This window comes from Paenibacillus oryziterrae, assembly GCF_042610485.1.
GTDB lineage: Bacteria > Bacillota > Bacilli > Paenibacillales > Paenibacillaceae > Paenibacillus_AQ.
This window is the reverse complement of the sequence record NZ_JBGJZO010000010.1, coordinates 87,180-109,550: the sequence shown is the minus strand read 5'-3', so window position 1 is coordinate 109,550 and position 22,371 is coordinate 87,180. Positions and strand designations below refer to the sequence as shown.

Genomic DNA, 22,371 nt, shown 5'->3' with positions numbered 1-22,371 from the left:
AGAGACTATGACCACACTTAAAATATATCTTTATCCTAAATGCAGCACCTGCCGCAGCGCCGTGAAATGGCTTGAAAGCCAAGGGCATGAGCTTGAGCAGCAGAATATAGCCGAGCAGCCGCCAACGGTGGAAGAGCTGCGCAAGCTGGTTGCGGACAGCGGACTGGAACTGAAGAAGTTTTTTAATACCTCAGGCGAAGTGTATAAGGCTCTGGATCTGAAGAGCAAGCTGCCGGAACTAAATGAGCAGGAGCAGTTGGAGCTGCTGGCAAGTCATGGCATGCTGATTAAACGTCCCGTAGTCACTGACGGTAGACAGGTTACTGTTGGATTCAAGGAAGATTTGTATACTGGAGCCTGGAGCAGAGAGTTGCACCTGGCCAATCACAACTAAGGGAGAGGTTGCACATGGCAGCAGAAACATCGGGCCGGATTATGATCGTGGACGGAATGGCGCTGCTGTTCCGGGCCTATTATGCCACCGCCTACGGCGGATACATCCGTAAGACCAGTGCGGGACTGCCGACGAATGCGGTGTATGGATTTTTGCAGTATTTTTTCGACGCAGTATCTACCTTTGAGCCTTCTCATGTGGTGTGCTGCTGGGATATGGGCAAAGGCACGTTCCGCACCGAGAAATATGACGGGTATAAATCGAACCGTGCTGAGCCTCCGCTGGAATTGATCCCGCAGTTCGATCTGGTCAAAGAGGTCGTTGCTGAGCTCGGGATACCCAACGTGGGTCTTGTTGGTTATGAGGCTGATGATTGCATCGGCACACTGGCGTCTTGCTTTAGTGAAGAGTCCGAGGTCTATATTCTGACCGGAGACCACGATATGCTGCAGCTCGTCAATGATACCGTTAAGGTCGTTATTATGAAAAAAGGCCGTTCCAACTATAAAGTGTATGATCCGGCGGAGCTGTTAGCGGACAAGGGTCTGACTCCCGCACAGGTCATCGACCTGAAAGGGTTCATGGGGGACACAAGTGACAATTATCCCGGCGTCCGCGGGATCGGTGAGAAGACGGCGCTGAAGCTGCTGACCGATTACGGCACCGTGGAAGGTGTCATCGAGAACCTGCACCTGCTGCCGAAAGGTGTAAGAGCCAAGATTGAGGCCGATATCGATATGCTGCATTTATCCCGCGAGCTTGCATCGATCCGCTGCGATGTGCCGATTGTGTGCACCTTGACTGAATGCCTCTGGGCATTGCCAAGAGATTCAGCGGCACGTAAATTCAAGGAGCTGGAATTCGGCAGCCTGATGTATTTGATCTCCGCGGTGCAGGAAGAAGAAGGCATCGTACAGATCGAGCTGGGGGATTTGGGTTAAGAATAGGTATAGAAGTATTCCTCGGGTTATACAGACCTGAGGAGTACTTCTTTTTTTATTTCTCCGCTAATTCAGGTGGCCACCATTTGTCCTCCATTAACATGGATGGTCTGGCCTGTGATATAGGATCCGTCATCCGAAGCAAGTAGAACGTAGACGGGTGCCAGCTCATAGGGCTGTCCTGCCCGCTTCATAGGTACATTCGTTCCGAACGTGCGGATGGCTTCCGGCGGTTGTGTTGCCGGGTTCAGCGGTGTCCAGATCGGGCCGGGAGCGACCGCGTTCACCCGGATGCCCTGCCCGACGACATTGTTCGCCAGAGCGCGGGTAAAGCTGACAATTGCCCCTTTGGAAGCGGAATAATCAATGAGTGTTTCTTCTCCGACATAAGCGGTGACAGAAGCTGTATTGACAATGCTTGCACCTGCGCGCATATGAGGCAGGGCAGCGGTCGTCAGATGAAAGAAGGAGATAATGTTCGTATTAAATGTGTTGTACAGCTGTTCATCGCTGATCTCCAGATATGAGTTTCGGACAAATTGTATACCGTGGTTGTTGACAAGGATATCAATTGTACCGTAGCAATCTATTGTCATTTGAACGGCGCGGCAGCAAGCTTCCTTACTTCTCAGATCCCCCGGAATCAGGAGGCAGCGGCGACCCAAGTTATGAATGGCCTCTCGGGTCTCCTCCGCATCACGGTGTTCGTTGAGATAAGGTATGGCTACATCAGCGCCTTCCTTGGCAAAAGCGACTGCCACCGCCCGCCCAATTCCACTATCACCGCCGGTAATAATTGCAACCTTGTTTAGCAGCTTGCCGCTGCCTCTGTAATTAGGGTTGTCATAAAGGGGGCGCGGAACAACCAGATATTCCAGCCCCGGCTGCCCGGGTTGATGCTGGACGGGAAAAGCAATTGGCACTTCTTCGCAGCGGACTTCTTTGCCGATATACGGGTAAAGTGGATTCATTTCTCTTTCCTTTCATGATTAAGATTTTGAAATCAGTATATTCATCCCGGCTTAAGGAGTGCCCAGAGACAGGTCCAGTTCCCACTTTTATCACAGACACCCCATGCCAAGTCCGCTATGATGTACAGGATAAAATAGCGAACAACAAGGTGCCCTTGCATGAGCCAAGGGATAACAGGGAATCGGGTGAAAGTCCCGAGCGGTCCCGCCACTGTAATGGAGAGCTTGTCTTCAACATGTCACTTGGCATTTGCCGGGGAAGACGAAGAACGGGCGTTAGCATCCCAAGCCAGGAGACCTACCTTGTTGGCGCACACCAGGACTCTACGCGGATAGGAGTGGTGTACGAACATAGCAAAAGAAGCGGAAAGTCTGTCCTTTCCGCGAAGAGGTGCAGCAACCATTCGGAAGCCAGGCGGAATTCGGATGTTACAGCTCCTTGGGCGGTGCCTGCGGGCAGATTTAACGCCGGGATTTTTTTGCGGATGAAGAGTACATATACCTCCCACCCATACAGGGTGGGTTTTTTGCAGTTTCCGGGATGTCGAATGATAAAGCTGGAGGAGATGTAATGAACAGGCGAAGGATATTGAAGCTTACTGCCTTGGTTGGCGGATTTACTGTATATTTCTCGCTCAATGAGCCGGGAACCGCTGAAGCCATGCACATTATGGAAGGTTTTCTGCCGGTAGGCTGGGCTGCTTTCTGGTGGGCGGTATTTCTGCCGTTGTTCTTTCTTGGCATGGTTCGCTTGAAAAGAATGACCCAGGAGAACCCGGAGTTGAAGCTGCTGCTTGGCCTGTCGGGCGCGTTCACCTTTGTGCTGTCAGCGCTGAAAATGCCGTCGGTCACCGGCAGCAGCTCCCATCCTACGGGTACGGGGCTTGGCGCAGTGATGCTGGGGCCGCTGCCCATGAGCGTTATCGGCTCCATCGTGCTTCTGTTTCAAGCGCTGCTGTTAGCACACGGCGGGATTACGACACTTGGAGCGAACGCGTTCTCGATGGCGGTGGCAGGTCCTTTTGCCGGATATGCAGCATATAAGCTGGTATTGAAATTCACGGGCCGCGAGAGCTGGGCGGTATTCAGTGCAGCGTTCGTCGCTGACATGATGACCTATGTCGTTACTTCACTCCAGCTCGCAGTTGCTTTTCCGGCAGCGAATGGCGGGATCTTGGCTTCTTTTCTGAAGTTCGGAGGTATTTTTGCCATCACACAAATTCCGCTGGCGATCAGTGAGGGACTGCTGACGGTGCTGCTGTGGAACTGGTTAAAGGCTTATAGCCCGGGTGAGCTGTCGCTGCTTAAACGGAATATGAAAGGGGCGGGACCGGAATGAGCACCAAATGGAAAAACGGATGGATGCTGCTCGCTGTGATCCTGCTCGTAGTATTGCCGCTGCTCTTCGTGAAGGGTGAATTCGGCGGAGCCGACGATGCGGCTGAAAGTGCAATTAGTGACATTAATCCTTCGTATTCACCCTGGTTTAAGCCTTTGGCTGAACTGCCAGGGGAAACAGAAAGCATGCTGTTCGCTTTGCAGGCGGCCATCGGCGCTGGAGTAATCGGCTATACACTCGGGTTCCTCAGAGGAAGACATGGCGGAAAGAAATCTCATGATCAGAAGGATTGACGCTTTAGCCTATAGCAATCGGTTCCGGCAGGTATCACCGATGTGGAAAAGCATGTTCGCAGCATCCATGTTCCTGCTCTCCTACATCCTTCATCCTGCCCTTCAGCTTGTCATTGCCTTATGGATGATTGTATGGAGTGTCGGTTATGCCAGGATTCCGGTACGTGCCTATGGCATGCTGCTCGGGGCAGCACTATTGTTCTACGGTATGAGTCTTCCGGCGCTGCTCATTGAAGTAGGGAGTCCTTCCTCCGGTGAAGCTGTTATTTCCATTGCCCTTCCGGGTACAGCACAGGCGGCTTATATATCCTTTGATGGATTGTTCACGGCGGGACTGCTGTTGTCGCGGATGGCGGCATGCCTAACCTGTATGTTCTTTATTATCTTCACAACTCCTTTCGCTGAACTCTTGCAGGTTCTCCGGAGGCTTCGTGTGCCCCAAATCGTATTGGAGCTGATGCTAATCATGTACCGTTTTTTGTTCCTGCTTAGCGATACGGCACATGGAATGCTGCTTGCCCGGAAGCTGCGCGGGGGAAGGCGGGGATTTGCCATGAAGCTAAAGGAAACGGCGGGAATGGCAGGCGGCTTGTTCGCCAAGACCATGCACCGGTATCACGGGCTTTCACAGGGACTTGAAACCAGGGGTTTTACGGGTGAGATTATCCTGCCTCCTTATAAAGCCCGACTGGTTCCTCGCAGGTATAGGATTGAGGCTTACAGCGGAATTTTACTGCTTCTGTTGGTACAGTTATTTATCTGGCGCCACAGATTGTGACAAGGAGATCAAGATGATTAAGGACAGTATTCTGGAGTTAAAAGATGTGATTTTTCGATATCCCGATGCCAAGAACCCTGCGTTGGACCGGTTATCCTTATCGATTCCTAAAGGCTGCAAAACGGCGGTATTGGGTCATAACGGATCGGGCAAATCAACATTGTTCCTGCATATGGTGGGAATTCTGCGGCCGCAGAACGGTGTGGTAATCAAGGATGGAAGAGAGCTGTCCTATGCCCGAAAAGAGCTGGCTGTGCTGCGCAGCAGAATCGGTCTCGCCTTTCAGGACCCGGAGCAGCAGCTCATTCTGAATACGCCGCTGGAGGATGTATCCTTTGGCCTGAGCGGCACCGGAATGAATGAATCAAGCATTAGCGAGAAATGTGCGGCGGCACTTGAAATGCTTAACATGAGTGAATTCGGAGATCAGCCGATCCATCAGCTTAGCCTGGGGCAAAAGAAGCGTACCGCACTTGCAGGTATTCTGGCGATGGAGCCGGAAATGATCCTGCTCGATGAGCCGACCTCGTATTTGGATCCTTTATCGGAAGCGCTGCTGCTTAAAGGGCTGGAGGCCGTACACCAGAAGGGTACTACGCTCGTGATGGCTACCCATGATATGGATCTTGCCTACCGATGGGCGGATTGGATCATTGTAATGGACCGGGGGAGCTGCCGGGCGTCAGGAACACCGGAGGATATTTTTGCTTCACCGGAAGAATTGAGAGCATTAGGGCTTGAGCTGCCGATGCTTGCTGATCTGTGGCAAAGTCTGCCGCAGCAGCTCACAGCCGGTATCCCTGCACCACGCAGTAACGGAGAGTTCAAAGTGCGGTTGAACGTGCTACTGGGCGGAGATGCAGTGAGACATTGTGAATAAACAGACAAATATAGCCTGAAACGGCAAACAAACGATAGGGGAACAAATATGAACACACGAGGAAAACTGCTGATTATCGGTTTTGGCCCTGGTGCACTGGAGCATATTACCGGCCGGGCGCTGGCGGCGCTGGACGAGAGTGAAGCTGTCATCGGCTACAACACGTATGTTGAGCTGATTCAACCGCTTTTGCGGCATCAGGAGATTGTCGGTACAGGAATGACTGAAGAGGTTAGCCGGGCACAGGAGGCCGTACGCAGAGCAGAAGCAGGGCAGATTGTTGCCGTAATCTCCAGTGGTGACGCGGGAGTCTACGGTATGGCAGGGCTGGTCTATGAAGTGCTGATTGAACGCGGATGGAAGCGTGACGAAGGTGTGGAAGTTGAGGTGATTCCCGGCATTTCGGCGATCCAGTCCTGCTCCTCGCTGTTGGGTGCACCTATTATGCATGATGCCTGCACAATTAGTCTAAGTGATCATCTGACACCGTGGGAGAGCATTGCAGCACGCATTGATGCGGCGGGTTCCGCCGATTTCGTGGTTGCTTTTTATAATCCGCGCAGCGGAAAGCGCACGCAGCAGATCGAAGAAGCACGGCGGATATTGCTCCGTTACCGTGATCCTTCTACACCCGTTGGTATCGTCAAAAGCGCCTACAGAGACCGGCAGCATACGGTGGTAACCACGCTTCAGGATATGCTGGAGCATGAGATCGGAATGTTATCCACTGTAGTCGTAGGTAATTCCGCAACGGCAGTATATGAAGGCATTATGGTCACCCCACGCGGGTATGACCGCAAATACAATCTAACCGCAGAGACCCAAGCTCTAAAGCCGCATGAACGGCTGCGGACATCGTCGGAGCCTTGGTCATTAGCCGCCTCTGCCATTATCAGTACAGGATCGGCTAAGGGAAATGAAGAACCTGCTGAAGTGGAAATTTCGCCTGCGCTGGGGAGTCATTCTTTTAGCGGGGAACAACTGATGCTGATTGCAGAATGGGCAGGTACAAACGGACAGCTCCAAAGCCTGCGTAACGGACATTATTTGCTTCGGAGTACGGCGTCGAGAGTCGAAGGAATGCTGGAGAGGCTGGAAGCCTCAGGAGTCCGTATCTGCCGCCCGGGTAAGGTTGTGCGGGTAAGTACCTGTGATTTTTGCGAGCTGAAGAAAGAGGAAGGCCTCAGAGCAGCAGAGCGTCTCCTATTGAAATTTGAAGGACTGCCTGTACCGCGGGAGCTCTCCATTCAAGTGAATGGCTGCGGAATGGCCTGCGGTGGAGCTGTGCTGGCGGATATCGGTGTAATCCTCTCAAAGGGACGTTTTGAGATTTATATAGGCGGTAAACGAACAGGTAAGCTTGCGTATCCCGGTATTCTTGTCCACCAAGGACTGAATGAACATGAGGTACTTACAGCCGTATTGAATATCGTAGAGAATTACCGTGAACAGGGATATGCTAATGAGCGGTTTCACGCCTTTTTTGAACGGATCGGCGGTGCGAATAGCGGTATATGGCATAGAAACAGCAATGACCAGGCAGCAGGAGGAAAGACAATGAAAACCGTATTGCTTGTGGGACATGGCAGCAGAGTACAGGAAGGTAATGATCAGCTCAGGGAATTCGCGAACAGGCTTGCAGCACGCAAACCTGAGATTAAGTTTGAAACCTGCTTTATCGAGCTGGCGCAGCCATCCATGGCAGAAGGCATTGCGAATTGCGTTAACGGAGGAGCGACTAAGGTGTATGTGGTGCCGATTATCCTGTTTGCCGCGGGTCACTCCAAGCTGGATATCCCAAGTGCCATCGACCGTGCCAAACAAAAGTATCCGTGGGTTGAATTTATCTACGGAAACCCAATCGGAGTTCATGAGAAAGCAGTGGATATTCTGATCGACCGCATTGCGGAGGCAGTGCCGCTGACCCAGCCTGACCTCCCGGATGCTAAAGCCAGACAATCCCGAATTGATGATAAAGATACGATTGTGCTTGTTATGGGGCGCGGAGGCAGTGATCCATCAGCGAACAGCGATTTCTGCAAAATGACCCGGCTTCTCTGGGAGAGAACGCCTTATAAAAGCGTGGAGAGCTGCTTCATCGCTATCGCTAAGCCATCTTTGACAGAAGGACTGGAGCGGTGTCTCTCTTTAGGGGCACGCAAAATTATAGTATTGCCCTATCTTCTGTTTACGGGTGTGCTAATCAAGCAGTTCGCTGAAATGGTATCCCAGTTCGCAGCAGCCCACCGGGAGGTGGAGGTGGCAATTGGCAGTCATCTGGGCTTCCACCCGCTGCTGGGAGATATGATGATCGAGCGGATCGAAGAGACGCTGGCAGGTCAATCTTTTGCTAACTGTGACAGCTGCAAGTATCGCCAAGATGCAGCCGGACACCATCATCACCACCATCACGGGGATGATGATCACGGGCATGATCATGACAGTCATAGTCATGTGCATCACCATCACGAGCACGATAATCATAATCATGGGCATCACCATCACGAGCACGATAATCATAATCATGGGCATCATCAGCGTGATCAGATAGAAGCTGAACACATGGACGGTTCACAGACGGAGCCGAGGCAGAAGCAACCCCCTGGGGGGAACGCTTTGGCTGCCAGTTCCTCAGAGCATCAGCTCCCATGATATTGATGTTATGTGGTACAAGCGATGCAAGGGGCTTGGCGCTTGAATTGCAGCAGCAGGATGTGACGCTGCTTGCATCCGTCGTTACTGAAAGTGCGGCACAGCGCCTGAGAGAGTCCGGTGTAGCAACGCGTGTCGGCAGGCTGGATCTGGCAGGCATGACGGAAGTGCTGCGGGATGGAAACTACCGAGCGGTTGTTGATGCGAGCCATCCTTTTGCAGAGGAAGCTCATGCCACTGCCATAGCAACTGCCGGGGCTCTCGGCCTACCGTATATCCGTTACGAGCGGGCGAGCATTGCCTATGAGAACCATCCACTGTTGACGATTGTTCATTCCTATGAAGAGGCAGCCCGGAGGGCTAAAGAACTGAAGGGTTCCATCATGCTGACCACCGGTGGCAAGACGCTGGAGATTTTTGCAGAGCAGCTTTTGGGAGTCCCGGAGATCAGAATGTCCGTCCGCTTGCTGCCTTGTCTGGAGAATCTGGAGAAATGCCTGTCCCTGGGCATGGAGCAGCGCGATATTATCGCCATGCAGGGACCTTTTTCGAGGGAGCTTAATGAAGCTTTATACCGGCAGTACGGCACTACCGTTATGATCACCAAGGAGAGCGGAGCGGAAGGCTCAGTGGATGAGAAGCTCCTCCCGGCGCTGGATATGGGGATTCAGGTTATTCTGATCACCCGTCCGGAAGTAGAGGGCACCCACGTATACCACTCTGCCGGAGAGATAATAACCGCATTGAAGACCGTACTTTAATATATCTGGAAAAGAGGGCGACACATGGATTTCGGAACCGAATTTAAGCCGCTGACCGTGCAGCCGCAGGAAATCGAAGGACTCAGCTTCTCAATGATTACGGAAGAACTCGGCAGTCATTCTTTCAGCGAAGAGCAGTACCCTATTGTGCAGCGGATCATTCATGCTTCTGCCGATTTTGAGCTGGGACGGAGTCTTATTTTTCATCCCCGTGCAATCGAGTCAGGTATAGCAGCTATTCTGCAAGGACGACCGATCATTGCCGATGTACGGATGGTCGAGGCAGGGATCGCCAAAGAGCGGATTCAGCGTTTTGGCGGAGAGGTGCGGGTACATATCTCTGATCCAGAAGTCGTGGAGGAAGCGAAGAAGCTGGAAACAACGCGGGCTATTATTGCCATGCGTAAAGCCTGCGCGGAAGCACCGGGCGGCATCTACGTTATCGGCAATGCCCCAACTGCGCTGCTGGAGCTCATCCGGCTGGTCAAGGAAGGTGCGGCAGCGCCTGGACTCGTTATTGGTATGCCGGTGGGTTTCGTATCCGCCGCAGAGTCCAAGGATGAGCTGCGCAAGCTGGATATCCCTTATATCACAAATATCGGGCGCAAAGGCGGAAGTACGGTAGTGGTTGCTGCCGTGAATGCCTTAAGTCTGCTTGCTGTCCGCAAATAGCGGCGAATAATTATCCGGATAAGGAGGCTGCGTATGTCGGCAGATACAACGGAACAGGACGGGAATGGCAGTGCAGACCTTGAAAATTCGGCATTGGAGACCGAAGCTCCTTTACGCCGGGGTTACACGACAGGTGCCTGTGCTGCTGCGGCGGCAAAAGGGGCAGTGCTGCTGCTCCTGACGGGTGAGCTTCACAAGCATGTAACCTTGCAGCTTCCCGCCGGATTCTCCCACACCTTTGAGCTGGCCGGAGGGTGGCTGGAAGGCGCGGAATCAGCTACCTGTGCAACGATTAAGGATGCCGGAGATGACCCGGATGCCACACACAAGGCGCGGATCGAAGCGACAGTCTGTTGGAGCCGTAGCGGGGGAGTAGAAATTGACGGTGGCATCGGTGTAGGGCGGGTAACCAAACCCGGTCTACCCATGTCGGTAGGTGCGGCAGCCATTAACCCTGTTCCGCGAACAATGATTCAGGAGGCCGTATTAGAGGTGCTGACGGAGCATGGTGCAGCACGCGGAGTCAAGGTTGTGATCAGCGTGCCGGAGGGTGAGACCATTGCACTGAAGACGCTTAACCCTCGTCTCGGCATTATCGGGGGAATTTCTATACTTGGAACACGCGGTGTAGTGACTCCGTTCTCAACGGAGGCCTACAAAGCCAGCGTGCGCCAGGCAATTTCCGTTGCTGCTGCTTCCGGCAATACACAACTTGTGTTCACAACAGGCGGCAGCAGCGAGAAATACGCGATGGCTATGCTCAGGGAGCTTCCAGAGGAGGCTTTTGTCCAGATGGGTGAATATGTCGGGTTCTCTCTGGAGCATGCCAAGGCGTTCGGTATACATAAGGTTACGCTGGTTGGAATGGCTGGGAAATATTCGAAGGTGGCCCAGGGTGCCATGCTCATTCATTCCAAAAATGCGCCGGTGGACTTTCAGTTTCTATCCAGACTGTCCCGGGAAGCGGGTGCTGGCGAGGAACTGGCTGAAGCTGTGGGCGCCGCGAACACGGCTTCGCAGGTGGTGGATCTTATGACAGAGGCAGGCTGTGATGAGTTTTTTGAGCTGCTCTGCCTGTATGCCTGCCGCCACTGCGTGGATCATGTGGGAGGAGGCATGACGGTAGAAATGATATTGACCACAATGAAAGGCAGAGTGCTGGGAAGGGCGGAAGTGAGTGGATAATCCAATTGTAATTATCGGGATCGGAGAGGACGGAGCCGGAGGACTGTCGCCGGAAAGTCTGCGAAGAATCGGGCACAGCGATGTCTTGCTAGGCGGAGAACGGCAGTTGGCCTTCTTCAGCGGATATACAGGGGATAAGATTGTCATGAAAGGTGGCTTAGCAGCTTTTGCCGACAAGCTGGCGGATGTAGCGACTCATCGCAGAGCCGTCGTATTGGCTTCGGGCGATCCGCTATTCTTCGGCATTGCCGGATACCTGGTCAAGCGGTTTGGAGCGGGGCGGGTTGAGGTTATTCCTCATTACAGCAGCGTGCAGCTGGCTTTTGCACGTCTGGGTGACAGCTGGCATGATGCGGAGCTGGTAAGCCTGCACGGCCGTCCGCTGGCCGGACTGGCACAGCGGATCGACGGCAGGAGTAAGGTTGCACTTTTAACGGACGACAAGAATACGCCGCAGGCCATCGCAGCCTATCTCCAGGACTTCGGCATTACGGAATATGAGATTTTTGTTTGCGAACGGCTGGGTGGCCCGGAGGAGGTCTGCCGCTTCTGGGAGCTTGCGGACATGGAGCACGGAGAGTTTGCGCTGCTTAATGTCATCATCATGCGACTTAAGCCTGAAAGAGGGAAGCGCCGCGGGTTCGCCTACCCTGATGAAGAATTTATGCAGCGGCGGCCGGATAAGGGGCTGATCACCAAACGCGAGGTACGCGCTTTTGTCCTGTCGGAATTAAATCTGGCAGAGGATTCCGTGGTGTGGGATATTGGCTCCGGCTCAGGTGCGGTGGCGGCGGAATGTGCTCGCTTGGCCCGGTGTGGAAGGGTCTATGCCATTGAGAAAAGCGAAGAGAACCTGAGTAACATGGAAGCGAACCGCCGCAAATTCCGCGCCGATTACAAGATTCTGCATGCCAAGGCACCGGAAGGGCTTGAGCAGCTTCCCGATCCCGATGCGGTGTTTATCGGCGGCAGCGGCGGGGAGCTGTCCGTATTGCTGAAGCGATGCGCCGCCCGCCTGCGTCCGGGAGGACGCATCGTGATCGGCGCCATTACGATTGAGACGCTGCATGGAGGAATGGAGGGGCTTCGCCAGTCAGGGCTTGACGTTGATGTAACTATGCTTCAGGCATCACGCGGCAGACCGATTCTTGGAATGACCCGCTTTGAAGGGATGAATCCCGTATATATCGTTACAGGCAGATCAACAGATGACAATCCAATAGAGTTTGATGGACAGCAGGGGGAACTTAAACTATGAATCAGCAACTGAAATTAGAGGATCATCGGTACAGGCAGGCGGGGCAAGACGCAACTGCTGAAGGAAAACCACACATGAAGACAGGCACCTTGTATGGTGTGGGTGTCGGGCCGGGTGACCCGGAGCTGATCACGGTAAAAGCCTGCCGCCTGCTTCAGGAATGTCCTGTTATTGCTTATCCGGCTGCCCGCAAAGGCGCGAAATCCTACGCGCATGAAATTGTAGAGCGGTATGTGAAAGCCGATGAGAAAATACTTCTGGATCTGGTATTTCCAATGACCCGGGACCCTCAGCTTCTGGAGAATGGCTGGAGAACGACTGTGGAACTGTGCGCTATTCACCTGAACGAGGGCAGGGATGTTGCATTCGTAACGGAAGGCGATCCCAATTTGTACAGCACTTTTATTCATCTTGCCCGGCTCATGCGTGAAATGAACCCGGATATTGAGATTATATCCGTTCCCGGTATTTCTTCTGTACTTGGCGCAGCTGCTGCACTGGAGACACCTCTGGCGGATGGCAACCAGCATGTGGGAATTATCCCGGCTACGGATGACCGCGAGGTCTTAAAGGCGGCGGTGCTTAATCATGATACGGTTGTTTTTCTAAAAGTGGCTAAGGTACTGGATATTGTGCTGGACGTACTGGACGAGCTGGAGTTCAGCGGGCAAGCCTCTATCGTCACCAAAGTGACCTCATCTTCTGAAAAAGTATGGCGGGATGCCCGCAGCCTGCGCGGGACCGACCTGGAATATTTAAGTCTGATGGTGGTGAGCAAATGACGGCGCAGCTGGAAGCGAAAGTCTATATCGTCGGTGCAGGCCCTGGTGACCCGGAATTAATCACGGTAAAAGGAAGCCGTATTCTGCGTTCAGCAGATGTTGTATTGTACGCCGATTCTCTCGTTAATGAGGAATTGATCCGTAGTGCCAAGCCCGGAGCGGAGGTACTACAAAGCTCAGGAATGGATCTGGAGAGCCAGGTAGAAATTATGGCCACAGCTGTCCGGTCCGGCCAAAGCGTGGCCCGCGTCCATACAGGTGATCCCGCGATGTACGGGGCTATTCTGGAGCAGATGGCTTTGTTGAAGCTTTCGGGTATCAGCTATGAAATCGTGCCGGGTGTCAGCTCTGTATTCGCCTCGGCGGCTGCGCTTGGCGCGGAACTGACCGTACCTGATTTGACCCAGACCGTTATTCTGACCCGCGCCGAAGGACGCACTCCCGTCCCGGAGCGCGAGCAGCTGCGCCACTTGGCGTCCCATCATTGCACGGTGGCACTTTTTCTCAGCGCTTCGCTGGCTGGTCATGTCACGGACGAGTTTCTTGCGGCAGGCTGGAGCCCGGATACGCCGGTCGCAGTTGTGAAACGGGCTACCTGGCCGGATCAGCAGATTATACGGACTACGGTACAGAAGCTGGAAGATGATCTGAAGTCTGCGGGGATTACCATGCATGCGATGATACTGGCTGGCTGGGCGCTTGATCCGTCACTGGTTGACCGTGATAGCCACCGCTCGAAGCTCTATGATAAAGCTTTTACGCATGGCTGCCGGGAAGGAACCGATATGAATGTTGAGGAGGGGAGCGGTAGCCGCAGCCTGGAAGGGACCGATCACCGTGACTAAGAAGTATGCCGCCGTCGCGATTACCAGAAATGGCATAACACAAGCTTTACGTCTGGGGGAGCATCTGGAACATACGGATCTCTACTTATTATCAAAATACACTGACGGTTTGTGTGAGGAGGAGGGCAGGCATTTCTTCTCCGGCCCAGTTAAAGAACTTCTGCCTGCTTTGTTCAGCCGTTATGAAGGACTGATTCTGTTCTTTTCGCTCGGTGCGGTGGTTCGGCTTATTGCTCCGCTGCTCCAGGATAAACGTACAGATCCCGCTATTGTGGCCGTTGATGAGCGCGGGGAGCATGCCATCAGTGTGTTGTCCGGACATTTAGGCGGAGCGAATACACTGACCCTGCGTGTCGCGGAAATCTTGAACAGCCGTCCGGTGATCACCACAGCATCCGATGTGCAAGGGACGATTGCCGCCGATTTGCTTGGACAGGAGTTCGGTTGGACGGCTGAAAGCTATAAACATATGAAGTTGGTGAGCTCTGCAATAGTGAACGGGGAAGAAGTCGCTTTTATCCAGGAGTGCGGGGAGAGAAACTGGCTGCCCTCTGGTTCTGCTCTGCCGGAGCACGTGAAGCTGTACAATCATGCTGAAGAAACGGCAGGCATTCCGCTGCATGCAGTAATTCTTGTAACCGACCGGATTTTAGAGGAGAAAGAGTACGACAGATTATTAACAAACGGTGTTCTTTACCGGCCCAAAAGTCTGGTGCTGGGAATAGGGTGCAACCGGGGGACAACACTTGAGGAATTGGAAGCCGTCCTTGAGGACACTTTTAGCGAGCTTAATCTCGCACTGGAAAGTGTCCTCGGCGTTGCCACTATTAACCTCAAGGCAGATGAGCAGGGGTTGCTGGCCTTATGCCGCAATCACGGCTGGGAACTGACAGTGTATACTGCGGAACAGCTGAATACTATACCTGTTCCACAGCCCTCAGAGACCGTGTTCAGAGTCACTGGAGCCTATGGAGTGTGTGAACCGGCGGCGCTACTGTTCTCCGGAGCGAAAGAATGGCTGCTACCTAAGAGAAAGAGTGGAAATGTAACCCTTTCTATAGCGCGAATTCCATCTGAGGAATGGAGCAAGAACGATGAACAATGAGCAGCGAAGAAGCCGCCTGATTATAGCCGGAACAGGCAGCGGATCAGGAAAAACCACAGTAACACTCGGCCTGATGAGGGCTTTTGCGAAGAGGGGGCTGCAAGTCCAAGGCTTTAAATGCGGCCCGGATTATATTGATCCGGCTTACCATGCTGCTGCAACAGGCCGTACCTCATACAATTTGGATTCCTGGATGACGGATATTCCGTACATGCAGATGAGCTTTTTGCGGCATTCGGAATCTGCCGATATATCCATCATTGAAGGGGTCATGGGTTTGTATGACGGCAAGGAGGCAGAAGGATTGCTCGGTTCTACCGCCGAAATTGCCATCGCGACAGGTAGTCCTGTACTTCTCGTCGTTGACGTTCGTAGCATGGGCCGCAGCGCCGCAGCCATTGTCCTCGGTTTTCAGCAGCTTGAACCCGGTGTTCATATTGCTGCCGTATTTGTTAACCGCTGCGGAAGTAGCAGTCATTACAAGACGGTGAAGCAAGCTATCGAGTCTGCCTGTGGTGTTCCTGTCATTGGTTGGCTGCGCCGTGAATCTGAACTGAATATTCCTGAACGCCATCTGGGTCTTCTTCCGGCAGTTGAGCGCGGAGAGCTAGAACCGTTATTTGAGCTTGCCGCAGAGCGTCTTGCTGAAGGCACGGATCTGGAGCTTTTGCTTGAGATAGCCCGCTCTGCTCCGGCGATGAAGTCTCCTTACGCGGGAGTTGACTTCGGGCCTGGAACTAAGGAAGTTCCTAGTGAGCAACTGCCCCTTTCCCCTCCCGCATTGAATGCTCCAGCGATTCTTGCCCCTGATATTGCCGCTGCGCCTGTGATTGCCGTAGCCCGTGATGCCGCCTTTAATTTCTATTATGAAGATAATCTGGAGCAACTGGTTCGGGCGGGAGCGCGGATTATAGAGTTTAGTCCTCTCAACGGTGATGGTGTGCCTGAAGAAACCGACGGCCTATACTTGGGCGGAGGGTTCCCGGAAGAATTCGCTGCAACCCTCTCGGAAAATACAGTTTTTATGCAGGGATTGCAGACAGCAGCGGATAAAGGCATGCCGATCTATGCGGAGTGTGGGGGCTATATGGTGCTTGCCCGCACACTTACCGACAGAAATGGACTCACATATAACATGGCCGGTCTGATTCCGGCGCATGCTGTCATGCAGCAGCGTCGGGCTGCGCTTGGATACCGTGAAGTCACAGCCATGGAGGACTGCCTGTTGCTCCGCAAAGGGGAACGGCTTCGCGGCCATGAGTTTCATTATTCCGTTATGCATTATGAGGAAAAATTACCCCGTAGCTTCGCCTATATAAGCCAAGGCAGAAGCGGCAAGGAGCCTGAAGGCTACATGCAGGGACAGCTGCTGGGTGCTTATTTTCATGCCCATCTGGCTTCCCATGCTCCATCTGCATACCGTTTTGTAGAAGCCTGCCGGCTTTACCGGAACGGGAGAGCCATTTGATTCGGAAGAAATACATGTGTCGGGAGAAGCTGTATTTCGGAGGAAGTTACAATAGTCTGACGCGTGGAAAAATGCTATTGTAAAATGGGTTACTATCGCGGGAAACGACCTTTCCCGTCTACATACGGGAGGGATGACTTGTATATGAAACTACTTGGAGCAATTGAAGCCGGCGGAACCAAATTTGTCTGCGGAATCGGGACAGAGGACGGAACCATCATAGACCGTATCAGCTTTCCGACAACAACTCCGGAAGAAACCATGGGACAGGTTTTGGATTATTTTAAGGGCAAGGATCTGGAAGCGATTGGAATCGGTTCCTTTGGACCTATCGATCCGGTTCCGGGCAGTCCAACCTACGGGTATATCACTACAACACCGAAACCCTATTGGGGTCAATATAATCTAGTTGGTACCATGTCCGAACATTTTAATGTGCCCATCGGCTTTGATACCGACGTGAACGGAGCTGCCCTTGGAGAATACACATGGGGAGCTGCACAAGGCTTAGACAGCTGTCTGTATATTACGGTTGGCACGGGAATCGGAGCAGGAGCTGTAGTAGGCGGGAAGCTGATCCATGGATTGTCGCACCCAGAGATGGGCCATATCCTGGTACGGCGTCATCCGGAAGATGCTTATGAGGGCTTCTGTCCATATCACGGAGATTGTCTGGAAGGTCTTGCCGCAGGTCCGGCCATCGGCGGACGTTTCGGCAAGCCGGCAGCCGAATTGCCAGCGGATCATCCGGCCTGGGAGATCGAAGCCCACTACCTGGCGCATGCGCTTATGAATTATGTTCTGATCCTGTCCCCGCAGAAGATCGTCATGGGCGGTGGTGTAATGAAACAGAGCCATCTGTTCCCGCTGATCCGCAAGAAGCTGCAGGAATTGCTTCAGGGTTATGTACAGCATTCATCACTGAATATTGATATTGACAGCTATGTGGTTCCACCTCAGCTCGGGGATAATGCGGGACTTGCTGGAGCTCTAGGATTGGCCAAGCTGGCTTTGTCCGAAATAGTCTAAAAGGGATTGACTGTTCGGTAATATATGGTATTGTAGGGTTTAACAGTATAACGGTTTGTTGAGGAAGCACCTCTTTCGCGTTTCACGTGAAAGGGGTGCTTTTTTTTATGTGCGAAAAATCCGGAAGTTATACTGTAAGACCATAGAAGGCAGGGATCGTTATATGCAAATTGTATTTATGAACCGCTTGTCGAAGAATGCTGGAAGAGATGAGGAGGTGTTCGCGCAGCTGTGGATCGGCGAGGAAGATGAAGTATGGAGTCTGGGCTGGAGAGATTTTCCGGATACCGGGGATAGCGGAGAGAGCCGGGGAAGCATCTGGTACGAAGGGGGCTCCTGGAGTGAAATGATCTGTGTGTACCGGCATGAGCTTGCAGTTAAGATGGGAGAGGGCTACCGCCCATTGCTTGACGGCACTTTTCATGAAGAAGACAGTCTTCCCAGCCGGAACATAGAGCATATGAAGCTGCAGTATTACAGTGAACAACACAGCAATGAGAAGGTATATGAGGAGCTGTGCGCCTGGCGGCGGGGCAGGGCATCCAGTGAACGGAAGGCACCATACATCCTGGCCAGCAACCGGTTGTTGAAGCTGATCAGCGCATTTGTACCAAAGACCCCGGAGGAGCTGCTTCAGATCCCTGGGGTTGGTGAAAGCAAAGCGTCCCAGTTCGGAGCCGATTGGCTGGCGATTACCGCCGAAGCTCCAAGAGAGCATGGTTTCCCGCTAGGCTGGGTATATAAAGAGGTGGATGAGGAAGCCTTCGTCTCCTGGATGTACCGGCAGAAGGAGCTGAAATATAAGAAACAGCTGGAACGGTTGCGGCTCCGGCGACTACTCCTGCAGGGCATCGAACGGGGTCTCAATATGGAGCAGCTCAAGGAAGAATGTGGCGTAAGCCGCCGCGACCTGCTGGAAGCCGTCGAGGAGTTGGAGCGAGAAGGCTATACCGCCGAGAAGCTGATATCCCATGAGCTTGCCGGAATGCCGCAGAGTGAAAAGGATAAGGTGTGGAATGCATATACGGAGCTAGGGGATACTTTTTTGAAACCTGTGCTGTTCAAAGTGTATGGAGAAGATTTCTCCGCTCCAGGAGGACTTGATTTCTATTATGAGCGCCTGCGCCTGATCCGGATCCGTTACCGGCGTAGCCATACGGAAGCTTTGGACATAGCCTCAAGCTCTTAGCATCTTGAGCGGCAGGGCGGATAGATAAATGCGAAAAAGACGAAGGTCTTCCCAGCAGTCTGCACCGGGCGCCTTCGTCTTTTTATAAGGGATCGTTCTATATCTCCGTTCATAGCCAGTCTTTCTTTTTGAATATATACATCATTCCGCAGCCCAGCGTTACCATCACGCCGATTACGCCATAGTATCCATATTGGGAATGTGTCTCGGGAATATTGTCAAAGTTCATGCCATAAATACCTGTAATGACGGTCAGCGGCATGAATATGGTCGTAATCGCCGTAAACACTCTCATGATCTCATTGGCACGGTTGGCGATACTGGACTGGTATGCCTCTCGTAAGTTTCCCATAAGATCGCGATAGGTCTCAAACGTTTCAGAAATCTTGACCGCATTCTCGTAGATGTCGCTGAAATATTTCTGCAGCTGATCGTCGATGAGGCGAAGATCCTTTTTATTCAGTGTATTGATAACTTCCTTCTGCGGCCCAAGCATCTTCTTCAGCCACAGAATTTCACTTCGCAGACCGATGATTTCACTGAGATGTGATTTCTTGGTGTGCATGAGCAGATCTTCTTCGAGCTTCTCGATTCGGGCTTCAATCCGGTCACCGACGGAGAAAAAGTTATCGACAACAAGGTCAATCAGCAGATACAGGAACCGGTCAGGCTCACTGACCTCCTGTTCCCAGAGCATTGGCTTCAGGACGCGTAGTTCATGAATCTTCTGCTTGGTTACAGTTATAATGTAATGTCTTCCAAGAAAGACGTTTAGCGCGCGAAGGAAAATTTCTTCATCGTCAAAACGGATGCTGTTGACCACAATAAAATAATGGCTTTCATAAATCTCAATCTTTGGACGCTGATCCTCTTCACTTAGACAGTCCTCTACGGCCAGATCATGAAGATTAAATAAGGGCTGAATGGATTCCAGATCCTCCACATCGGCGTCAATCCAATAGAACCCTTCCGCCGGGGCGGTCAGGGTTTGTTCAATGTCATCAATTTGTGTAAAAACTCCCGCGTTAACCAGCCGGATTTTCATCTGATTTCACTCCTTCTGTCCCTAGTCTTTACCAGGGAGTGCTAATAAAAGCACAGAAAAAAATCAGCTTGGCCGGGTCACTAAAGAGAGACAGGGCAGAATAAACTTTGAGGGGCATGAAGAAATGTTATTCCGGCCGCCGGCAAGCTGATGTTAATCCTATGCGGTTGATCGTTCTTGGCACTTATATGCGAGCTCGGGTCGCCTTCCATTCTTCATCTCACCTCTTTTGGTTTATTCAGGTATGCAAACACTTGTCTAGTATAACGCCGGGTTATGCACCTTTCAAGACAAATTCTTTTCATTTTCAGGGCTCGAGATCATTGTATGGACTTGACGAAAGTTAGGTTCATGATTTAAAGTAATTTTTAAAGAAAAATCAATTAAATAAAGCTAAATCTTATCAAGAGCAGGTGGAGGGACTAGCCCGATGAAACCCGGCAACCGGCGTGTGAACGCACGGTGCTAATTCTTGCGGAACCTTGTTTGACGTGAATCGTCAGACTGGGATTTTCTGGCAGATGAGAGAGGCGCATATGACAGTACAATATGACCTTTCTCGTTACCGGGAAGGGTCTTTTTGAGTATTCAGGAAGTGAAAGTGTACGATTAAACATCCCAAGAAGGAGTGGAGTATCAGTGCCGATTAAAATTCCCGACAGCTTGCCGGCAAAAGAAATATTGTCCGGAGAAAATATTTTTGTGATGGATGAAAGCAGAGCGTACCATCAGGACATTCGTCCGCTGCGCATTGCGATTCTTAATTTGATGCCTACGAAAGAGACGACGGAGACGCAGCTGCTGCGCTTAATCGGGAACTCGCTGATTCAGGTGGATGTGGTGCTGCTCCATCCTTCTTCCCACACCTCCAAGAATACCTCGGCGGAGCATCTGAAAAGCTTCTATAAAACCTTCGATGAAATCAGGGACCGCCGTCTGGATGGGCTGATTGTTACCGGTGCACCCGTGGAACAGATGGAGTTTGAGGATGTCACCTACTGGGAAGAGCTGAAGGAGATTTTTGAGTGGAGCAAGGATCATGTGACTTCAACTATTCATATTTGTTGGGCGGCACAGGCGGGTCTCTATCATCACTTCGGCGTCCGCAAGGTCAGTCTGGAAGAGAAATGTTTCGGCGTATTCCCTCATACTTTAAGCTCCAGTAATGTTAAGCTGCTGCGCGGCTTTGATGAGGTGTTCCATGTTCCTCATTCCCGGCACACCGATGTTTCACGGGAGGATATTCTGGCATCACCGGAGCTTCGTATCCTTGCGGAGTCCGAGGAAGCCGGGGTGTACCTGGTAGCCACAGAAGACGGCAGACAGATATTTGTTACCGGACATTCTGAATATGATCCATTCTCCCTGAAATGGGAATATGACCGTGATATCGCCAAGGGTATGGATATCGCACTGCCGAAGCATTACTATCCTAATGATGATCCTTCAAAGACACCTCCGGCAGTCTGGCGTGCTCATGCCAACCTATTATTTGCCAATTGGCTGAACTATTATGTATATCAGGAGACTCCTTACGATATTGGTCACATGATTTAGAGAAACTACGCGATCCGCACATTTCAGGAGGGTTAACATGGACGAGAAATTGAAGATTGAAAGCAGATTGGCTCAAATCGGTTCACAGGATGATCCGGCTACCGGTGCAGTGAATTATCCCATTTATCAATCCACAGCCTTTCGCCATCCGCGGCTCGGGCAGAGCACTGGCTTTGATTATATCCGCACCAAGAATCCTACGCGTACGATCCTTGAGACAGCCGCGGCTGAGCTGGAATCTGGTGATGCCGGATTTGCCTGCAGCTCAGGGATGGCAGCGCTACAGACGGTATTCGCCTACTTCAGCCAGGGGGATCATCTCATTGTGTCCCTTGATTTATACGGTGGTACATACCGGCTACTCGAACGTATACTTTCGCGCTTCGGAGTTACCGCCTCTTATGTAGATACCAATGATCTGGATGCGCTGGAAAGCGTTCGCCGCCCGAATACCAAGGCGGTCTTCATCGAGACGCCGACCAACCCGCTGATGATGATTACAGATATCCGCGCGGTCTGTACCTGGGCCAGCCGTCACGAGCTGCTCACCATTGTGGACAACACGCTTTTGACCCCTTTCTTCCAGCGGCCGCTGGAGCTTGGAGCTGATATTGTCGTTCACAGCGCAACCAAATACCTGGGTGGTCACAATGATGTGCTGGCAGGTTTAATCGTAACCAAAGGTGAAGCTTTATCGGCGGAGATGGCCATTCTGCATAATTCTATTGGAGCAGTGCTTAGCCCTTCAGATAGTTACCAGCTGATGAGAGGGATGAAGACACTGGCGCTGCGCATGGAGCGGCATGAGAGTAATGCGCTGGCTATCGCAACGTTCCTTAGAGATCATTCGGCGATTGCTGAAGTGTTCCATCCGGGATTCCCTGATCACCCCGGCCATGACATTCAGAACAGCCAGTCCTCAGGAAACACAGGGATCTTCTCCTTTAAAGTGAAAGATGCCAGGTACGTAGACCCGGTACTCCGGAATATCCGGCTTATTGCGTTCGCGGAGAGTCTTGGCGGCGTGGAATCGCTGATGACCTATCCTGCTGTGCAGACTCATGCCGATATTCCATTGGAAATCCGTGATGCAGTGGGTGTAGATGACCGACTGCTGCGCTTCTCAGTAGGCATTGAGCATATCAAGGATTTGATTGCCGATCTTGGCAATGCACTGGAAGCCGCAAGGATTGAAGTGGAAGAGGCTATCGCGCAGCAATAATCGCA

The 22,371-nt window shown here is 52.2% G+C and carries 21 protein-coding genes and 2 riboswitches; of the genes, 19 read left to right on the top strand and 2 right to left on the bottom strand.

The window, feature by feature from the left end; all coding sequences use genetic code 11:
- Positions 1–7: 7 nt before the first annotated feature.
- Entirely contained in the window at positions 8–394 is a 387-nt protein-coding gene (locus ACAN55_RS13035) for an arsenate reductase family protein (RefSeq protein WP_379133141.1), read from the top strand.
- Between the two features lie 14 nt (positions 395–408).
- Positions 409–1,335 (top strand): 5'-3' exonuclease, encoded by a 927-nt coding sequence (locus ACAN55_RS13030; RefSeq protein ID WP_379133138.1) that lies wholly within the window; start codon positions 409–411, stop codon positions 1,333–1,335.
- 71 nt (positions 1,336–1,406) lie between these two features.
- Here the strand turns inward: ACAN55_RS13030 and ACAN55_RS13025 are convergent, their stop codons facing one another.
- Positions 1,407–2,306: an SDR family oxidoreductase gene (locus ACAN55_RS13025; RefSeq protein WP_379133136.1), complete on the bottom strand. Its 900-nt coding sequence runs from the start codon at positions 2,304–2,306 to the stop codon at positions 1,407–1,409.
- A 130-nt stretch (positions 2,307–2,436) separates the two neighbouring features.
- Positions 2,437–2,626: riboswitch (cobalamin riboswitch) on the top strand.
- Between the two features lie 251 nt (positions 2,627–2,877).
- Between ACAN55_RS13025 and ACAN55_RS13020 the strand changes: the two genes are divergently transcribed.
- From ACAN55_RS13020 to ACAN55_RS12950, 15 genes are all read left to right on the top strand, one after another.
- The gene (locus ACAN55_RS13020; RefSeq protein ID WP_379133304.1) at positions 2,878–3,645 is read left to right on the top strand and encodes an energy-coupling factor ABC transporter permease; all 768 of its coding nucleotides are present in this window, start codon (positions 2,878–2,880) and stop codon (positions 3,643–3,645) included.
- On the top strand, positions 3,642–3,938 hold the full coding sequence (locus tag ACAN55_RS13015) for an energy-coupling factor ABC transporter substrate-binding protein (protein WP_379133134.1): 297 nt from the start codon (positions 3,642–3,644) through the stop codon (positions 3,936–3,938). Before ACAN55_RS13020 ends, ACAN55_RS13015 begins: the two co-directional genes overlap by 4 nt.
- Positions 3,904–4,716: a cobalt ECF transporter T component CbiQ gene (gene cbiQ, locus ACAN55_RS13010; protein ID WP_379133132.1), complete on the top strand. Its 813-nt coding sequence runs from the start codon at positions 3,904–3,906 to the stop codon at positions 4,714–4,716. The genes ACAN55_RS13015 and cbiQ overlap by 35 nt, the downstream gene beginning before the upstream one ends.
- 13 nt (positions 4,717–4,729) lie before the next feature.
- Entirely contained in the window at positions 4,730–5,596 is an 867-nt protein-coding gene (locus ACAN55_RS13005) for an energy-coupling factor ABC transporter ATP-binding protein (protein ID WP_379133130.1), read from the top strand.
- Positions 5,597–5,644: 48 nt separating this feature from the next.
- The gene (gene cobJ, locus ACAN55_RS13000; RefSeq protein WP_379133126.1) at positions 5,645–8,248 is read left to right on the top strand and encodes a precorrin-3B C(17)-methyltransferase; all 2,604 of its coding nucleotides are present in this window, start codon (positions 5,645–5,647) and stop codon (positions 8,246–8,248) included.
- On the top strand, positions 8,245–9,009 hold the full coding sequence (gene cobK / locus ACAN55_RS12995; RefSeq protein WP_379133123.1) for a precorrin-6A reductase: 765 nt from the start codon (positions 8,245–8,247) through the stop codon (positions 9,007–9,009). Before cobJ ends, cobK begins: the two co-directional genes overlap by 4 nt.
- A gap of 24 nt (positions 9,010–9,033) precedes the next feature.
- Positions 9,034–9,681, top strand: coding sequence for a precorrin-8X methylmutase (locus ACAN55_RS12990; protein ID WP_379133120.1), 648 nt, complete (start codon positions 9,034–9,036; stop codon positions 9,679–9,681).
- 93 nt (positions 9,682–9,774) lie between these two features.
- Positions 9,775–10,866, top strand: coding sequence for a cobalt-precorrin-5B (C(1))-methyltransferase (locus tag ACAN55_RS12985; protein WP_379133301.1), 1,092 nt, complete (start codon positions 9,775–9,777; stop codon positions 10,864–10,866).
- Complete coding sequence (gene cbiE, locus ACAN55_RS12980) at positions 10,859–12,124, top strand: precorrin-6y C5,15-methyltransferase (decarboxylating) subunit CbiE (RefSeq protein WP_379133117.1); 1,266 nt, start codon at positions 10,859–10,861, stop codon at positions 12,122–12,124. The genes ACAN55_RS12985 and cbiE overlap by 8 nt, the downstream gene beginning before the upstream one ends.
- A gap of 74 nt (positions 12,125–12,198) precedes the next feature.
- Positions 12,199–12,906 carry a precorrin-2 C(20)-methyltransferase gene (gene cobI / locus ACAN55_RS12975; RefSeq protein WP_379133298.1) on the top strand — a complete coding sequence of 236 codons (708 nt, stop codon included), beginning with the start codon at positions 12,199–12,201 and terminating at the stop codon, positions 12,904–12,906.
- On the top strand, positions 12,903–13,751 hold the full coding sequence (gene cobM / locus ACAN55_RS12970) for a precorrin-4 C(11)-methyltransferase (RefSeq protein WP_379133114.1): 849 nt from the start codon (positions 12,903–12,905) through the stop codon (positions 13,749–13,751). Before cobI ends, cobM begins: the two co-directional genes overlap by 4 nt.
- Positions 13,744–14,856 (top strand): cobalt-precorrin 5A hydrolase, encoded by a 1,113-nt coding sequence (locus ACAN55_RS12965; protein WP_379133111.1) that lies wholly within the window; start codon positions 13,744–13,746, stop codon positions 14,854–14,856. Before cobM ends, ACAN55_RS12965 begins: the two co-directional genes overlap by 8 nt.
- Positions 14,846–16,324: a cobyrinic acid a,c-diamide synthase CobB gene (locus ACAN55_RS12960; RefSeq protein WP_379133108.1), complete on the top strand. Its 1,479-nt coding sequence runs from the start codon at positions 14,846–14,848 to the stop codon at positions 16,322–16,324. Before ACAN55_RS12965 ends, ACAN55_RS12960 begins: the two co-directional genes overlap by 11 nt.
- 144 nt (positions 16,325–16,468) lie before the next feature.
- Positions 16,469–17,353 carry an ROK family protein gene (locus tag ACAN55_RS12955; protein WP_379133295.1) on the top strand — a complete coding sequence of 295 codons (885 nt, stop codon included), beginning with the start codon at positions 16,469–16,471 and terminating at the stop codon, positions 17,351–17,353.
- Positions 17,354–17,516: 163 nt separating this feature from the next.
- Complete coding sequence (locus ACAN55_RS12950) at positions 17,517–18,542, top strand: HRDC domain-containing protein (protein WP_379133104.1); 1,026 nt, start codon at positions 17,517–17,519, stop codon at positions 18,540–18,542.
- Positions 18,543–18,651: 109 nt separating this feature from the next.
- Here the strand turns inward: ACAN55_RS12950 and corA are convergent, their stop codons facing one another.
- Positions 18,652–19,587: a magnesium/cobalt transporter CorA gene (gene corA, locus ACAN55_RS12945; protein ID WP_379133101.1), complete on the bottom strand. Its 936-nt coding sequence runs from the start codon at positions 19,585–19,587 to the stop codon at positions 18,652–18,654.
- 397 nt (positions 19,588–19,984) lie between these two features.
- Positions 19,985–20,115, top strand: a riboswitch (SAM riboswitch).
- Positions 20,116–20,226: 111 nt separating this feature from the next.
- Between corA and metA the strand changes: the two genes are divergently transcribed.
- Both metA and ACAN55_RS12935 read left to right on the top strand, forming a co-directional pair.
- Positions 20,227–21,144 carry a homoserine O-acetyltransferase MetA gene (gene metA, locus ACAN55_RS12940; protein ID WP_379133098.1) on the top strand — a complete coding sequence of 306 codons (918 nt, stop codon included), beginning with the start codon at positions 20,227–20,229 and terminating at the stop codon, positions 21,142–21,144.
- 37 nt (positions 21,145–21,181) lie between these two features.
- A complete protein-coding gene (locus ACAN55_RS12935) occupies positions 21,182–22,366 on the top strand; it encodes a PLP-dependent transferase (protein WP_379133096.1) in 1,185 nt (394 codons plus the stop codon).
- Positions 22,367–22,371: the final 5 nt, after the last annotated feature.

Coding starts and splice junctions, on each gene's coding strand:
- ACAN55_RS13020 (WP_379133304.1), top strand. CDS start 2,878: ATGAACAGGCGAAGGATATTGAAGCTTACTGCCTTGGTTGGCGGATTT.
- ACAN55_RS12955 (WP_379133295.1), top strand. CDS start 16,469: ATGAAACTACTTGGAGCAATTGAAGCCGGCGGAACCAAATTTGTCTGC.
- ACAN55_RS13015 (WP_379133134.1), top strand. CDS start 3,642: ATGAGCACCAAATGGAAAAACGGATGGATGCTGCTCGCTGTGATCCTG.
- cbiQ (WP_379133132.1), top strand. CDS start 3,904: ATGGCGGAAAGAAATCTCATGATCAGAAGGATTGACGCTTTAGCCTAT.
- cobM (WP_379133114.1), top strand. CDS start 12,903: ATGACGGCGCAGCTGGAAGCGAAAGTCTATATCGTCGGTGCAGGCCCT.
- ACAN55_RS13005 (WP_379133130.1), top strand. CDS start 4,730: ATGATTAAGGACAGTATTCTGGAGTTAAAAGATGTGATTTTTCGATAT.
- ACAN55_RS12990 (WP_379133120.1), top strand. CDS start 9,034: ATGGATTTCGGAACCGAATTTAAGCCGCTGACCGTGCAGCCGCAGGAA.
- ACAN55_RS13035 (WP_379133141.1), top strand. CDS start 8: ATGACCACACTTAAAATATATCTTTATCCTAAATGCAGCACCTGCCGC.
- corA (WP_379133101.1), bottom strand. CDS start 19,587: ATGAAAATCCGGCTGGTTAACGCGGGAGTTTTTACACAAATTGATGAC.
- cobI (WP_379133298.1), top strand. CDS start 12,199: ATGAAGACAGGCACCTTGTATGGTGTGGGTGTCGGGCCGGGTGACCCG.
- ACAN55_RS13030 (WP_379133138.1), top strand. CDS start 409: ATGGCAGCAGAAACATCGGGCCGGATTATGATCGTGGACGGAATGGCG.
- ACAN55_RS12960 (WP_379133108.1), top strand. CDS start 14,846: ATGAACAATGAGCAGCGAAGAAGCCGCCTGATTATAGCCGGAACAGGC.
- ACAN55_RS12950 (WP_379133104.1), top strand. CDS start 17,517: ATGCAAATTGTATTTATGAACCGCTTGTCGAAGAATGCTGGAAGAGAT.
- ACAN55_RS13025 (WP_379133136.1), bottom strand. CDS start 2,306: ATGAATCCACTTTACCCGTATATCGGCAAAGAAGTCCGCTGCGAAGAA.
- cobK (WP_379133123.1), top strand. CDS start 8,245: ATGATATTGATGTTATGTGGTACAAGCGATGCAAGGGGCTTGGCGCTT.
- ACAN55_RS12935 (WP_379133096.1), top strand. CDS start 21,182: ATGGACGAGAAATTGAAGATTGAAAGCAGATTGGCTCAAATCGGTTCA.
- cobJ (WP_379133126.1), top strand. CDS start 5,645: ATGAACACACGAGGAAAACTGCTGATTATCGGTTTTGGCCCTGGTGCA.